At 73.2% G+C, this 13,276-nt stretch carries 14 protein-coding genes; 5 read left to right on the forward strand and 9 right to left on the reverse strand.

The window, feature by feature from the left end; genetic code table 11:
• From Q0741_RS03185 to Q0741_RS03200, 4 genes are all read right to left on the reverse strand, one after another.
• On the reverse strand, positions 1 to 180 hold a 180-nt coding region (locus Q0741_RS03185; RefSeq protein ID WP_298231751.1), incomplete at its 3' end, for a hypothetical protein.
• Positions 177 to 911, reverse strand: a complete 735-nt coding sequence (locus tag Q0741_RS03190; protein WP_298231752.1) for a quinoprotein dehydrogenase-associated putative ABC transporter substrate-binding protein — start codon at positions 909 to 911, stop codon at positions 177 to 179. The genes Q0741_RS03190 and Q0741_RS03185, both read right to left, overlap by 4 nt.
• A gap of 238 nt (positions 912 to 1,149) precedes the next feature.
• On the reverse strand, positions 1,150 to 2,961 hold the full coding sequence (locus Q0741_RS03195; protein WP_298231753.1) for a methanol/ethanol family PQQ-dependent dehydrogenase: 1,812 nt from the start codon (positions 2,959 to 2,961) through the stop codon (positions 1,150 to 1,152).
• A gap of 119 nt (positions 2,962 to 3,080) precedes the next feature.
• The gene (locus Q0741_RS03200; protein WP_298231754.1) at positions 3,081 to 3,263 is read right to left on the reverse strand and encodes a hypothetical protein; all 183 of its coding nucleotides are present in this window, start codon (positions 3,261 to 3,263) and stop codon (positions 3,081 to 3,083) included.
• Between the two features lie 241 nt (positions 3,264 to 3,504).
• On the opposite strand from Q0741_RS03200, the gene Q0741_RS03205 reads away from it, so the two are divergent.
• Positions 3,505 to 4,032: a hypothetical protein gene (locus Q0741_RS03205; RefSeq protein WP_298231755.1), complete on the forward strand. Its 528-nt coding sequence runs from the start codon at positions 3,505 to 3,507 to the stop codon at positions 4,030 to 4,032.
• A gap of 85 nt (positions 4,033 to 4,117) precedes the next feature.
• Here the strand turns inward: Q0741_RS03205 and Q0741_RS03210 are convergent, their stop codons facing one another.
• Positions 4,118 to 5,404, reverse strand: coding sequence for a DUF445 domain-containing protein (locus Q0741_RS03210; RefSeq protein WP_298231756.1), 1,287 nt, complete (start codon positions 5,402 to 5,404; stop codon positions 4,118 to 4,120).
• A gap of 165 nt (positions 5,405 to 5,569) precedes the next feature.
• Here Q0741_RS03210 and Q0741_RS03215 point away from each other — a divergent pair, with 165 nt between their 5' ends.
• Both Q0741_RS03215 and Q0741_RS03220 read left to right on the forward strand, forming a co-directional pair.
• Entirely contained in the window at positions 5,570 to 5,902 is a 333-nt protein-coding gene (locus tag Q0741_RS03215) for a hypothetical protein (RefSeq protein ID WP_298231757.1), read from the forward strand.
• A 37-nt stretch (positions 5,903 to 5,939) separates the two neighbouring features.
• Positions 5,940 to 6,830 carry a YihY/virulence factor BrkB family protein gene (locus Q0741_RS03220; protein WP_298231758.1) on the forward strand — a complete coding sequence of 297 codons (891 nt, stop codon included), beginning with the start codon at positions 5,940 to 5,942 and terminating at the stop codon, positions 6,828 to 6,830.
• A gap of 19 nt (positions 6,831 to 6,849) precedes the next feature.
• Here Q0741_RS03220 and Q0741_RS03225 read toward each other — a convergent pair whose 3' ends face one another.
• Positions 6,850 to 7,179 (reverse strand): hypothetical protein, encoded by a 330-nt coding sequence (locus Q0741_RS03225; protein WP_298231759.1) that lies wholly within the window; start codon positions 7,177 to 7,179, stop codon positions 6,850 to 6,852.
• A gap of 101 nt (positions 7,180 to 7,280) precedes the next feature.
• On the opposite strand from Q0741_RS03225, the gene Q0741_RS03230 reads away from it, so the two are divergent.
• On the forward strand, positions 7,281 to 7,760 hold the full coding sequence (locus Q0741_RS03230) for a CreA family protein (RefSeq protein WP_298231760.1): 480 nt from the start codon (positions 7,281 to 7,283) through the stop codon (positions 7,758 to 7,760).
• A gap of 13 nt (positions 7,761 to 7,773) precedes the next feature.
• Here the strand turns inward: Q0741_RS03230 and Q0741_RS03235 are convergent, their stop codons facing one another.
• On the reverse strand, positions 7,774 to 9,546 hold the full coding sequence (locus Q0741_RS03235; protein ID WP_298231761.1) for a S8 family peptidase: 1,773 nt from the start codon (positions 9,544 to 9,546) through the stop codon (positions 7,774 to 7,776).
• A gap of 518 nt (positions 9,547 to 10,064) precedes the next feature.
• Positions 10,065 to 10,961 carry an NAD(P)-dependent oxidoreductase gene (locus Q0741_RS03240; RefSeq protein ID WP_298231762.1) on the reverse strand — a complete coding sequence of 299 codons (897 nt, stop codon included), beginning with the start codon at positions 10,959 to 10,961 and terminating at the stop codon, positions 10,065 to 10,067.
• A gap of 237 nt (positions 10,962 to 11,198) precedes the next feature.
• Here Q0741_RS03240 and Q0741_RS03245 point away from each other — a divergent pair, with 237 nt between their 5' ends.
• On the forward strand, positions 11,199 to 12,152 hold the full coding sequence (locus Q0741_RS03245) for an MBL fold metallo-hydrolase (protein WP_298231763.1): 954 nt from the start codon (positions 11,199 to 11,201) through the stop codon (positions 12,150 to 12,152).
• Positions 12,153 to 12,184: 32 nt separating this feature from the next.
• Here the strand turns inward: Q0741_RS03245 and Q0741_RS03250 are convergent.
• On the reverse strand, positions 12,185 to 13,276 hold a 1,092-nt coding region (locus tag Q0741_RS03250; protein WP_298231764.1), incomplete at its 5' end, for a polysaccharide pyruvyl transferase family protein.

Below are 13,276 nucleotides of genomic sequence, written 5' to 3' on the forward strand. Positions count from 1 at the left end.
CGGCGCGGCATCGGGCGGCGCCGAGGCCGACGGCCCGACGTGCAGGCTGCTGGTGCGCGGCACCGGCTGGCCCGGCGGCTTGGGCGGCACGTCCGGGCGGCGGCGCTCGCGCTCGCAGCCGGAGGCCAGCAGCGCGCACAGCGCCAGCAGCAGGCCCGGGAAAGTCAATCCTGGTTTCATCGCAGGCCCTCCTGCGTCTGGGCTTCGGTTGGCAGCAGCGGCAGGCCGTACTGCATCAGTAGCCCGTCGATGCGCGGCTGCAACCGTTGCAGCGCCGCGTCCAGTGCCGCGCGCAGCGCGCCGTCCCGCGGGCGCACCGCCAGCGCGATGTCGAAGGCGAAGGGCGACGCCGCCCCGGCCACCGTGCCGCGCACCGGCGTGAGCACCAGCGGCGCGCTCGCGCGTTGCGCGAAGAAGGCCGCGGGTGGTCCCCACAGCACTGCAGCGTCGATCTCGCCGGCCGCCAGCGCCCGCACCGCACGCTGCGCCGAGGGTTGTTCGCCCAGCGGTTCGAAGCCGCGCACGTGCTCCACCGCGCCGCGCTGCGCCAGCACCTGCCCCGGCGGCGTGGCCGCGCCGTCGCCGGGCAACTGCACGCCGATGCGCAGTTCCTTCAGCCGTGCGTCCTCGAAGCCGCGCAGCGGCCGTCCCTGCAGCGGGCGCGACAGGAACACGTAGCCGCTGCGGTAGTAGGGCCGCGTGGTCGCCACCCGCTCCAGGCCCGCGGGCACGCCGAGCAGCACGTCGCAGCGGCCCTCGCCCAGCGTCTTGCGCACGAAGCCCCGCTGCAGCGGCACCCAGGCCACCTGCAGCGGACGGTGCAGCTCCTCGGCCAGCCACGACGCCAGCCGGTTCTCGTAGCCGCTGCCGTCGCGGTGCGAGTAGGGCAGGTTGTCGGGGTCGGCGCACACCCGCAGCGCCGGCGAGCCGGCGTCGGTGCGCGTGCCGCCGCCCAGGGCCAGCGCGGCGGCGACCAGGAGGTGGTGGAGCTTCAGCCTTCCGCGACCACTGAAGCCTTTGAATTCCGTTCGTCTTGAGGTATCGAAGGATGAACGGCCCCTGCCGCGGTGCCGCCATCGCAGCCTCCCGGATTCGCACTTCGATACCTCAGTGCGAACGGGTCGTTTGGCGACCAAGGGAAGACTGGAATCACTTCGGCAGCGCGAAGACATGGATCGCTCCACCCTTGCGCGTGGCCTGCGGCAGGTCGCGCATGGCGTTCAGGAAACCCAGCGCCGCGGTGCCGTCGCGCGGGTCCAGGCCGCCCGCGACGATGGCTCCCGCCCAGCCGCCCACGCCCGAGAGCACGGCGATGTACTGGCGCCCGTCCGGGCCGAGGAAGCTCACGGGCTGGCCGACGATGCCGGAGGGCGTCCGGTGCTTCCACAGCGCCTTGCCGCTGCGCGCGTCCACGGCCTTGAACCAGCCGTCCATGGTCCCGTAGAAGACCAGGCCGCCCGCGGTGGCCAGCGCGCCGCTCCACACCGGGAAGTGCTCCTTGATCGTCCACACGGCCTTGCGCGCCACCGGGTCCCAGGCGTCCAGCGCGCCGCGGTGGCCGCCGGGGCCGGGCTTCATCTTCACGTCCGCGCCCAGGTAGGGCGTGCCGGCGATGTAGCTCACGGTGGAGGTGGTGGCGTCCTGGCACAGGTTCTGGTGCGGGATGTAGAGCAGCCGCGTGCGCGGCGACCAGGCCGAGGGCTGCCAGTCCTTGGCGCCCGGCGAGGCAGGGCAGATGTCGCGCACCGGCTTGCCGGCGCGCGGCGCCTTGGACGGCTCGTAGCGCAGCGCGCCGCTCTGCAGGTCCACGCCCAGGCTGGTCGTCACCGCGGCGAAGGGGTCGGCCGAGAGCACCTGCCCCGTGGCGCGGTCCAGCACGTAGAGGTAGCCGTTGCGGTCGGGGTGCACCAGCACCTGGCGGGTACGGCCGCCGATGGGCAGGTCCAGCAGCACGTTCTCGTTGACGCCGTCGTAGTCGTGCAGGTCGTGCGGGCTCCACTGGTAGAACCAGACCGCCTCGCCGCTGTCGGGCCGGCGCGCGAACACGCCGCTGGTCCAGTGGTTGCTGCCCGGGCGCTGCTCGGGGTTCCAGGGACCGGGGTTGCCGGTCCCGTGATAGAGGAGGTCCAGCCGCGGGTCGTAGGACACCCAGCCCCAGACGTTGCCCCCGCCCTGCTTCCAGGCCTGCCCGGGCCAGCTGCGCTCACCCAGGTCCGGGCCGCGGTCCTGCGGGTAGAAGGGCTTGAAGGCGGTGCCGATGAGCACGTCCTTGTCGGGCCCCGTGCTCCAGGCGCGCCAGCGCTCCTTGCCGCTGGCCGCGTCCAGCGCGACGAGCCAGCCGCGCATGCCGTACTCGCCGCCGGAGTTGCCGATGAGCACCTTGCCGCGCACCACCAGCGGCGCCATGGTGATGGTCTCGCCGCGGCGGAGGTCGCCCAGTTTCGTGCGCCAAAGCTCGCGGCCGGTGGCGGCGTCCACGGCGATGGCCAGCCCGTCCAGCGTGTTGAAGAACACCCGCCCGCCGTCGTAGGCCGCGCCGCGGTTGACCACGTCGCAGCAGGCCACGCCTTGCGCGGCGGCGTCCGGGTGCGGCCGGTAGCGCCACTTCAGCGGGAAGCCGGGCCGCGCGAGGTCCAGCGCCAGCAACTCGTTGGGATAGGGCGTGACGACGAACATCGTCCCGCCCGCGACGATGGGCGCCGCCTCGTGGCCGCGCTCGGCGCCGGTAGCGCGCTCCAGCACCGGCCGCAGCCGCGCGACGTTGTCCGGCGTGATCTGCGCCAGCGGGCTGAAGCGGGTGTTGGCGTGGTCGCGCGCGGCCATCGGCCAGTCGCCGGCGGGGTCGTGCTCGGGGGGTGCGGCGGGTGTGGAGGCGGAAGGAGACGGGACAGCGGCCGGCGCCTGTGCCCACGCGAGCGGCGTCATCAGGGCAAGACAGAGCAGCGCGGCTGCGCGACGCATGGGTCTCCTGTTGTGGCCCGAAAGGGGCGCTGGTTCTGGAGACGCTTCGGCAACCCCTGTGCCGTGAAGGCCCGGGGTGATGACGGGGGGTTAAGGGAAGGTGGCGCCGCCCGCCCCCTTCAACGCGCCCGGCGCGCGCGCCAGCGGCCGAGCAGCTGCCGCACCAGCGGAGCGGTGCACATCATCCCGGCGGAGGCACCCAGGGCCATGGGCCACATGGAGCCGAAGGCTTCCATGCCCCAGGCGCCCAGGAGGATGGCGCCCTGGCCGATGAAATAGGTTTGCAACGGGGTGGTCTTCATGGCGTCGGTGCGGGTCGGTAAAGCTAAAAACCCACGCGGCGCGCGGACTTGGCGTGATTTTCGGCTGCGGCGGCGCTGCGCTTGCGGCCCCGGCGCCACAGCGCCATGCACTCCGTCACGCCGGCGCCCGCCGCGTGCGGCCCGGGTGTGGCGGGAGCCGCCTGGGCGCGCGGCTTGCTGACCCGTGGGAGTCGGCGCCGCATCGGGCGGCGCCTCCTTCCCGACATCAGGAGCTCACACCATGGCAGACACCCCGTACGTCACCGGCCTGTTCCGCGACCGAGACAGCGCCGAGCGCGCCTACCAGTCGCTTTCCGACCGCGGCTACACCAAGGACGACGTCAACCTGGTGATGTCCGACGAGACGCGCAAGCGCCACTTCGGCAACACGGCCACCGGCACGCAGACCGAGCTGGGCAACAAGGCGGCCGAGGGCGCGGGCATCGGCGGCGCTATCGGCGGCACGATCGGCGCCATCGCCGCGGCCGTGGCGGCGGTGGGCACCTCGGTAGCCATTCCGGGCCTGGGCGTGGTGGTCGCCGGCCCGATCGCCGCGGCGCTGGCCGGTGCCGGCGCGGGCGCGGCCAGCGGCGGCCTCATCGGCGCGCTCATCGGCTGGGGCATCCCGGAAGAGCGCGTGAAGCACTACGAGGAAGGCATCAAGCAGGGCGGCATCCTCATGGGCGTCAAGCCCCGCAACGCCGAGGACGCCGCGCACCTGGAGAGCAGCTGGAAGGCCGCCAACGGCGAGCACGTGTACTACCGCTGACGGTGAACGAGGCGGTGGCCCGGGCGGGCTGCCGCCGAAAGCGAAACGGCGGCCCGCGGGCCGCCGTTTTTTCGTCTCCCCGCGCTCACCCCCCCAGCGCCACCGTCACCGAGTGGATCAGCAGCCCGATGAGCCCGCCCACGAGCGTGCCGTTGATGCGCACGAACTGCAGGTCGCGGCCGATGTTGCGCTCCAGCTCGACGGTGAGCTCCTCGGTGGGCCAGGCGTCCACGCGGGCCACGATGTAGTGGCGGATGTCCTCGCGGTAGCGCTCGATCCACTGCGGCGCGGCCTGCATCAGCTGCGCGTTGATCCACTCGCGCATGGCCGCGTCCTCCTGCAGCCGCCGCCCCAGGCCACGCGCGCCCTCGGCCACGCGCGCATGCAGCGTGGACTCCGAGCGCTGCAGGTCCGCCTGCAGCCACGCCAGCAGCTGGTCCCAGAGCCCGTGCAGGTACTGCGCCAGCGCCGGGTGCGCCAGCCACTCCGACTGCAGCTCGCGCCCGCGCTGGCGCAGCGCCGGGTCCTCGCGCAGCCGCTCGATGCTGTGGGCCATGAAATCGTCGAAGCGCAGCCGCAGCGGGTGTTCGGCGTCCTCGCCCATCTCGCCGATGAGGTTGCCCAGCCCGGAGACCAGCTTGCGCGTGGCGATGCGCCCGGCCACCGCGTCCAGCCCCACCAGGCGCAGCAGCTTCAGCTCCGAGGCCACCACCTCGGCCACCTTCTCCTGGATCGACTCCTCCTCCAGCAGCGCCGCAAGCTGGCGCAGCAACTCGTCGAGCAGCGCCTGGTGGCGGCGGTCGGCCGTCAGCAGCCCCAGCACCTCGCCGGCCAGGGACGAGACGTCGATCTGCTCCAGCCGAGCCAGCACCGTGCTGCGCAGGAAGTGGCGCACGCGCTCGTCGTCCAGCGTGGACAGCAGGTAGCGCGCCGCGGCGGCCAGGTGCTGCGCCAGCTGCTGCGCGTGGCGCTCGTCGGACAGCCAGCCGGCCAGCCGGCCCGCGGCGTCGAACTCGCGCAGCTTGGCCAGCACCTGGGGCGTGCCCAGGAAGTTGTTGCAGATGAAGTTGGCCAGGTTGCGGCCGATGCGCGCCTTGTTGGTGGGGATGATGGCGGTGTGCGGTATGCGCAGCCCCAGCGGATGCCGGAACAGCGCCACCACCGCGAACCAGTCCGCCACCGCGCCCACCATCGCCGCCTCGGCGAAGGCCGCGAGGTAGTGCCAGCCCGGGTGGCTTTGTCCCAGCACGGTGGCCAGCGCGTAGAGCAGCGCCGCGCCCACCAGCAGGCCGAGGGCGATGCGCTTCATGCGCACCAGCGCGGCCTGGCGCTCGGCGGCGGCGGGATCCAGGGTGAATGTGGCTTTGTTCACGAGGTCGATCATGCCCGGCGCTCCCGCGGCCCGTGGAAGCACCGAACTGCCCGCGCCCGACGGCGTTTTTCCAGCCATGGACCCGGGCCTTGCGGCCTCATGCTCGAACCCTGGCCCACGTTTTGCGGCCATGCCTTTTTCGTAGTACCCGCAGTGCCCACCGCCATGAAGCAGCTCCCGATCAATGTCACCAAGTCCCTGTACGACAGCGACGGCTACCGCCACACGCTGGTGACGGCCACGCCGGTGCAGATCGTCACGTTGCTGGAAGGCTTCTACTGGCTGTGGGATCGGGTCACCGGCCGCTGCCTGCTCGAAGGCATGGGCCATGCCCGGCTGAGCAACCACGTGCCCTCGGGCGACGACGCGCAGGCGCGGCGCAACCCGGTGGCCGAGACGCGCGCCTTCCTCACCGCGCAGTCGCTGATCCGCAGCGTCGCCAGCGGCCGGCGCGACATCGACGACTCGCCGGCCGGGCCGCACGACGTGGCGCATTGAGGAGCCCCCCGGGCCCGCTCCCTGCTCCAGGCGGCGCATGTCGCGTGCCGCCGCCGAAGTCCTGCAGCACCCGGGCCGATTCCTGGTCCAGTGCCTGCGCGCCTTCCGCAAGAACCAGGGCCTGCTGCTGGCCGGCGCCCTGGCCTACTACGCGCTGCTGTCGCTGGTGCCGCTGCTGATCCTGTGCGTGATCGCGCTGTCGCACCTGGTGGACCCGCGCGAGCTGCTGGGCACGCTCTCGCGCTACCTGGCGTGGCTGCTGCCGGGGCAGTCCGGCCCTTTCATCGCCGAGCTCGACACCTTCCTGCGCAACCGCGACGCCGTCAGCGTGTTCCTGGTGGCGACGATGCTGTTCTTCAGCTCGCTGGCCTTCACGGTGCTGGAGAACGCGATGTCGGTGATCTTCTTCCACCGCGTCGCGATCCGGCGGCGGCATTTCCTGGTTTCGGCGCTGCTGCCCTACGCCTGCATCCTGGCGCTGGGCCTGGGCCTGCTGCTGATCACGCTGGTGGCCGGCGCGCTGCAGGCGCTGGGCGACGACACGCTGCGGCTGCTGGGCCACAACTGGTCGCTGGACTGGCTGTCGGCGATGCTGCTGTACCTGCTGGGCTTCTCGGGCGAGGTGCTGGTGCTCAGCGCCATCTACATGGTCATGCCGGTGGGGCGGCTGTCGTGGCGCCACGCGCTCATCGGCGGCGTCACGGCCGCGGTGTGCTGGGAGATCAGCCGCCACGTGCTGGTGTGGTACTTCGCCTCGCTGTCCAAGGTGAACCTGGTGTACGGCTCGCTCACCACCGCCATCGTGGTGCTGCTGAGCCTGGAGATCGGCGCCGCGGTGCTGCTCTTCGGCGCCCAGGTGATCTCCAGCTACGAGCAGCTGCTGCGCGAGGGGACGGCGCAGGCGCCGGGGTTGAGGACGGAGGGGTGACGAGGCTTCTCGTGGGCCGTCAGCCCTCCTGCGCCTCTTCCCCCGGCAAATGCGGGCACTCCCACCCCAGCAGCTCCGACAGCCGCGTGACCACCCAGCGCGCCTCGGCGGCGCTGAAGCCGGAGTCGGGGTCGGCCAGGCCGGCGTGGTAGCGCAGCAGCAGGTCCACCTCGGAGCCGTGCGCGTGGATGCTGCGCCCGCGCGCGTGCTCTTCGAGCTGCTGCGCCAGGTCCTCGCACAGCTCGTAGCGCGCCCGTATCTCGGCCAGCGGAGCCGTCAGGCGCTGGCGCGCGTCGCGGTACAGCGCCAGGAAGGAATCGGGCAGGTAGATCTGGTTCTCGTCGCTCATGCCCGGGCTTGTACCCCAAGCCGGAGCCCTCCCCGGTGCTGGTGACAATGGGTTCAGCAGCCGCCCGCGCGGCCCCGTTTCCACAAACCCTGGGAGTGCCCATGAAAACCCGACGCCTGCTGACGATCCCGCTGCTGCTGGCCGCCGCCACGGTGGCCCGCGCCGAACCCATCGGCGAGGTGGACACCGTGTTCAAGCTCATCGGCCCGGACCACAAGATCGTGGTCGAGGCCTACGACGATCCGAAGGTGCAGGGCGTGACCTGCTACGTCTCGCGCGCCAAGACCGGCGGCATCAAGGGCGCCATCGGCATCGCCGAGGACAAGTCCAACGCCTCCATCGCCTGCCGCCAGGTCGGCCCCATCAGCTTCCCGCAGGGCCGGCCGCTGGCGAAGCAGGAGGAGATGTTCAGCGAGCGCATCTCGCTGGTGTTCAAGCGGTTGCGCGTGGTGCGCATGGTGGACCCCAAGCGCAACGCGCTGGTCTATCTGACCTACTCCGAGCGGCTCATCGAGGGCTCGCCGCAGAACAGCGTCACCGTGGTGCCGGTGGACACGGGCACGCGCATTCCGGTGAAGTGAGCGCCGCGCGCCCTCACTCCGCCGCCACCTCCAGCCGGTACGCACCGGCGACGCCGCCGGTCCAGCGCACGCGCAGCACCACCGACATCGCGGCGGCGCCGGTGTTGTGCACCCTCACCGTGTCGGGCTGCGAGCCCGGCAGCAGGCTGGCGTTCAGCCGCCGGTTGTCGGTGTCCACGGCGATGAGGTCGTAGTTGGCATCGGCCGTGGGCGTGAGCCGGGCGCTCAGGCGCTGGCCCGCGGCCAGGCGCACGCTGAAGAGGTCCTGGTCCGTGCTGCTGCGCAGCGCGCCCAGCACCGTGGCGGGCAGCTCGTCCAGCGGCTGCGCGCGCGCGATGCTGTCGTTGGGCTCCACCTCCGTCACCGTCATCGCCACGCTGCCGCCGCCGGCGGCGTCCACCGCGGCATTGGCGTCCAGCAGCCCGCTGCCGCACTGCCCGCATGCGGCCGGGAAGGGACGCGCCGATTCCTTGAGCCGCGCCTCCACCTCGTCCGGCGTGAGCTTCGGATTGCGCGAGAGCATCAGCGCCACCGTGCCGGCCACGTGCGGCGTGGCCATGGAGGTGCCGCGGTAGCTGCCGTAGCTGTCGGCCCCCGGCGTGGTGCCGCCGGCATTGAGCGTGGAGAGGATGGCCGAGTCGCTGTCGCCGCCCGGCGCCGCCAGGTCCACCACCGCGCCGTAGTTGGAGTAGGACGCCCGGGCGCCGTTGCGCTTGACCGCCGCCACCGCGATCACGCCCGGACAGCTCGCCGGCTGGTGCAGGCCGGCGTCCGAGGACTGGTTGCCCGCAGCCACCACCACCACCGCGCCCAGGCCGCGCACGGTGGCGATGGCATTGCGGTAAGTGGTGCTGCAGCTGCCCGCGCCGCCCAGCGACAGGTTCAGCACCCGCGCCGGGTTCGGGTTGGCCGGCTGGCCGGCGACGTGGCCGCCGGCGGCCCAGACCATGCCATCGGCGATGTCGGAGCTGTAGCCGCCGCAGCGCCCCAGCACCCGCACCGGCAGCACCTTGGCGCCGAAGGCCACGCCCGCCACGCCGCTGCCGTTGTTGGTCACCGCGGCGACGGTGCCGGCCACGTGGGTGCCGTGCCAGCTGCTCTTGGCCGCCGGCGAGCCGAAGTAGCACTGGCCGGCGCTGCTCCAGTCGCCAGGGTCGGACGGGTCCTCGTCGCGGCCGTTGCCGTCGCGGGCGATGAAGGTGTCGGTGACGAAGTCGCGCCCGGGCAGCAGGTTCTTCGCCAGGTCCGCGTGCGGGCGCACACCGGTGTCGATCACCGCCACCACCACGCCGGCGCCGGTGGACTTCTCCCAGGCCGTGGGCGCGCGGATGCCGGCCGTGGCCTCGAACAGGGCCCACTGCTGCCCGTAGCGCACGTCGTTGGGCACCAGCTGCGGCTGCATCAGCGCATCGGGCTCGACGTATTCCACGTCCGCGTCGCCGTTGCGCAGCTCCTCGCCGACGCCGCGCAGCTCGTCCTCGGACAGCGGGCGGTCGAGCTTGAACACGTCCGCGCCGTCGCCCAGGCGCCGCAGGTGCGTGAGCTTGGCGCCGCGGCGCTGCAGCGCGGCCTCGGCGCGCAGCCGCGAGGCGGCGGCGGGTGCCGCGGCGGAGGCGGCGCTGCGGTACTTGATGATCAGCCGGTCGGTCCGCGCCGCGACTGGCGCGGTCGATGCGGCCGAGGCCGGCGCCGCGGCATCGCGCTCGAAGGCGGACGCCGGGGCGGCCTGCAAAGCGAGAAGGGAGGCCGCCACGAGGGCCGGCAGGAGAGCGGGGGAATTCGACATGGGCGCCTGGAAGCAAAACACAGGCCGCGCACCGGGGTCCGCGGGACTGACTGGCCGCGCCCGCCGCCGTCATCCGGCGGTGGGCCGCCCGGTGGCCCGGGCGCAAGGGGCGGCATGGTACGCAGGCAGTGAAGGCCCCCCGCGCCGCCCGGTCAACCGCGAAAGCGGGCGTCGGACGTTTCCAGAAGTCAAAGGCGTGCCGGCCGCGCACGGACGAAAAAAAGCCCGCGGGCGCGGGCAGAGGGTGTCCGGCGGGGACCGTGCCGTGGCGCGCCAGGGGAGCGGCGGCCACCACCTGGTCCGCGTTCGCGCCGATCACGTTGCTGGCGGCCAGCTGCGTGCCGGTGGCGGCGTCGAAGGCGTGGAGGTCGTCGTTGGCGCTGGCGTTGGGACGCAGCCGGGCCGGGATGCTTGGCGTCCAGGATGCCCGTGCCGCACCCGCTGCAGGCGGCCGGGAAGGCGCGCATCGAAGCCTTCGTGTTGATGGCGCGCCCTTCCTCCACGCGCGAGGGTGCTTCTCAGCGCGGCACGATGCGCGCGCCGCTGAGCTGCTCCTGGGCCTCCAGCAGCGAGGGCACGAACTTGTCGCCGTGGCCCAGGGCGCTGGCCAGGGTCAGCGACTGGTGCACCGCCTCGCCCACCACGCTGGGCACGGCCAGCTCCTCGGCCAGGTGGGTGTAGTAGCGCAGGTCCTTGCGCGCGTTGTCCAGGCCGAAGCGGATGCCCGCCAGGTCGCCCGTGAGCGCCTTGGCCATGGCCTGGAACAGGCCCGAGTTCACCGGCCCGGCCGACAGCAGCGCCACCAGCCGGTTCAGGTCCACCCCGGCGCGCTGGCCCACGGCGAAGGCCTCGGCGGTGGCGGTGCAGATGGCCTGCCCGATGAAGTTGTTGAGCAGCTTCACCGTGTGCCCGGCACCGGGGCCGCCGACGTGGAACACGTTCTCGGCGAAGCAGCGCAGCACGGGCTCCAGGTGCGCGAAGGCCGCGTCCTCGGCGCCGACCATGACGTTGAGCCGCCCGGCCTCGGCCTCGGTGGGCGTGCGCGCCAGCGGCGCGTCCACGAAGGTGACGCCGGCGTGGCCGCACGCCTCGCGCAGCCGCATGGTGGAGCCGGGCTCGCTGGTGGAGCAGTCCACCACCAGCAGCCCCGGCGCGGCGCCGGCGAGCAATCCCTCGGGGCCCGTCACCACGGCCTCCACCTGGGGCGAGCCGGTGACGCAGACGAAGACGATCTCGCTGTCCCGGGCCAGCGCCGCGGCGGAAGGCGCCTCGATGGCGCCGGCGTCCAGCAGGTCGGCCACGCGCTCGCGGTTGCGGTGCACCGTCAGGCCCAGCTCGTGGCCGCGCGCGAGCAGGTTCTTGGCCATGCCGTGGCCCATGAGGCCCGAAGCGCCGATGAATCCGATGCGTGCCATGCGTGTGCTCTCCTGTGGACGGGGGTGATGCACCGGCGGGGCTGCCGGCGCGGCGCATCGTAGGCGCGGGGCATGGCCGCGCGGCGGGGGGCCGCTATGCTCGCGCGGCCTTGTCCCACGGCGTGAGCCAAGGACACACCGCGAAAGCCGAAAGCCCGTTCGTGCTGAGGTATCGAAGCATCAGGACGAACGGAACTCAAAGGCCAAGGACTTCATGAAACCCGTTCTGCCTGCCGCATGAGTCTTCCTGACTACACCCTGCGCTACCTGGGCGCCCACTTCTTCGTGCGCGGCTGGCTCTCGGCCAACAACGTGCTCTTCGCCGACGGCGGCGAACAGGGTGCGGCGGTGGTGGACAGCGGCTACGTCTCGCATGGCGCGCAGACGCTGGCGCTGCTGGAGCACGCGCTGGCCGGGCGGCCGCTGGCGCGCATTTACAACACGCACCTGCATTCCGACCATTGCGGCGGCAATGCCGCGCTGCTGCGGCGCTGGCCCCAGGCGCGGCTGAGCGTGCCCGCGGGCTACGCGCCGCACCTGCGGCCCTGGGACGCGCGGGGCCTGGGCTTCCACGCCATGGACCAGCGCTACGAGCCCTTCGAGGCGCACGGCTTCCTGGAGGCGGGCCAGACGGTGCGGCTGGGCACGCGGGACTGGGAGGTGCACGCCACGCCCGGCCACGACCCCGACGCGGTGGTGCTGTTCGAGCCGGACAGCCACACCCTCATCAGCGGTGACGCGCTGTGGGAGCAGCGGCTGGCGATCATCTTTCCGGAGCTGGCGGGCGAATCGGGCTTCGAGGCGGCGCAGCGCGCGCTGGACCTGATCGAGCGCCTGGCGCCGCGCCTGGTGCTGCCCGGCCACGGCGAGGCCTTCACGGACGTGTCCGCGGCGCTGGCGGCCTCGCGGCGGCGGCTGGAAGGCTTCATGGCCGCGCCCGAAAAGCACCACCAGTACGCCGCGCGGGCGCTGGTCACCTACCACCTGCTGGAGCACCGCGCGCTGCGGCGCGAGGCGCTGCAGCGCTGGATCGTGCAGACCCCCGTGCTGCGCCGCGCCCCGGGCGAGCACGCCACGGGCGAGCACGCCACGGGCGAGCACGCGCTGCGCTTCGCCGAGGAGACGGTGGCGCGGCTGATCGCGGACGGGGTGTTGAGCGAAGAAGGCGGGTGGGTGCGGATGGCGGGGTGAGGAGAAGAGCGGTTGCCCGGCAGGTTCCGGATTCATCCGCCGGACGAAGCAGGGTCGGCCCCTTCCTTCCCTTCTACCCACCTATCGAGCATCCGCGCACTTCCCTCCAGCGCTACCCGCGCCAGCTCCCGGCCCCACGCCCGCAGCGCCCGTTCATCCGCCCCCAGCGCCGCCCGCAACCCCTCGGCGGCCTGCTCGACGCCCACGCAGCCCGGCAGCCCCGGCAGCTCCCAGCTGTCCACGTAGGCGCGATGCTTGGCCGCATCGGCGCCGGATTGCGGCGGCAGCAGGTTCATCCGCGGGCGGCCGAAAGCGGTGGCGACGACGCGCCCGTGCAGGCTGCTGCCGCAGTAGCCGGCGCTGCCGGCCAGCAGCGCGCAGAGGTCCCAGAGGTGCACCGACGCCATCACCGCCGCCGGCGCGCGCAGCCGCGCCGCCAGGCGCCGCAGCACGGCGGCATCGTCGTGCCAGGGCGCGGTGCCGGCCCGGAACAGCACCAGCCCCAGGCCGCGCTCCCGCGCCACGGCGTCCAGCTGCGGCGCCAGCGCCTCCAGCGTCGCGTCGTCGCCAAACTCGGCCGCGAGCTGCAGCGCGAGGTAGCCGCCGGCAAAGCGCTCGCGCAGCGCCGCCACCTCGCCCCGCGCCGCGTGGCGGCGGATCGCCGCGCCGAAGAGGCGCGCCGTCAGCGCCGCCGGGTCGGGCAGCAGCAGCGACGCCACGCCGGCGCCGCGCAGCAGCGAATGCGTCGCCCCGTCGCGTACCGCCACGCCCTGCATCGCGCGCAGCTTGGAGAGCGCTTCGAGCCGCATCCGCCGCGGGCAGTGCTCCAGCCCCGCGCCGCCCAGGCCCAGCGCCAGCACGGGCGCGAAGCGCGGCGCCAGCGCACGCGGCAGCAGGTAGGGCGCGTGGTCGTCCAGGCCGAAGAAGCCACGCGTCCAGCGCCGGCGCGCCAGCGGCCGTGGCGCGAGGTAGGCGATGGTCGCGTCCGCCTCGTCGGGCGGCAGCAGCATCGCCGCGGCCTGCCAGGCGCTGCAGGTGAGGAGCTGCCCGCCCACGTGCAGCAGCGCGGCGGGCGCCCCTGGCGGTGGCAACGACCCGGCCAGCGCCTGGACCCGCGGGCCGCC

The organism is uncultured Azohydromonas sp., assembly GCF_937926365.1.
Taxonomy (GTDB): Bacteria; Pseudomonadota; Gammaproteobacteria; order Burkholderiales; family Burkholderiaceae_C; genus Azohydromonas.

What these genes read in the sequence shown, in the direction of transcription:
- Q0741_RS03195 (WP_298231753.1), bottom strand. Translation starts at nt 2,961, where the DNA reads ATGCGTCGCGCAGCCGCGCTGCTCTGTCTTGCCCTGATGACGCCGCTC.
- Q0741_RS03200 (WP_298231754.1), bottom strand. Translation starts at nt 3,263, where the DNA reads ATGAAGACCACCCCGTTGCAAACCTATTTCATCGGCCAGGGCGCCATC.
- Q0741_RS03205 (WP_298231755.1), top strand. Translation starts at nt 3,505, where the DNA reads ATGGCAGACACCCCGTACGTCACCGGCCTGTTCCGCGACCGAGACAGC.
- Q0741_RS03215 (WP_298231757.1), top strand. Translation starts at nt 5,570, where the DNA reads ATGAAGCAGCTCCCGATCAATGTCACCAAGTCCCTGTACGACAGCGAC.
- Q0741_RS03220 (WP_298231758.1), top strand. Translation starts at nt 5,940, where the DNA reads ATGTCGCGTGCCGCCGCCGAAGTCCTGCAGCACCCGGGCCGATTCCTG.
- Q0741_RS03225 (WP_298231759.1), bottom strand. Translation starts at nt 7,179, where the DNA reads ATGAGCGACGAGAACCAGATCTACCTGCCCGATTCCTTCCTGGCGCTG.
- Q0741_RS03230 (WP_298231760.1), top strand. Translation starts at nt 7,281, where the DNA reads ATGAAAACCCGACGCCTGCTGACGATCCCGCTGCTGCTGGCCGCCGCC.
- Q0741_RS03235 (WP_298231761.1), bottom strand. Translation starts at nt 9,546, where the DNA reads ATGTCGAATTCCCCCGCTCTCCTGCCGGCCCTCGTGGCGGCCTCCCTT.
- Q0741_RS03240 (WP_298231762.1), bottom strand. Translation starts at nt 10,961, where the DNA reads ATGGCACGCATCGGATTCATCGGCGCTTCGGGCCTCATGGGCCACGGC.
- Q0741_RS03245 (WP_298231763.1), top strand. Translation starts at nt 11,199, where the DNA reads ATGAGTCTTCCTGACTACACCCTGCGCTACCTGGGCGCCCACTTCTTC.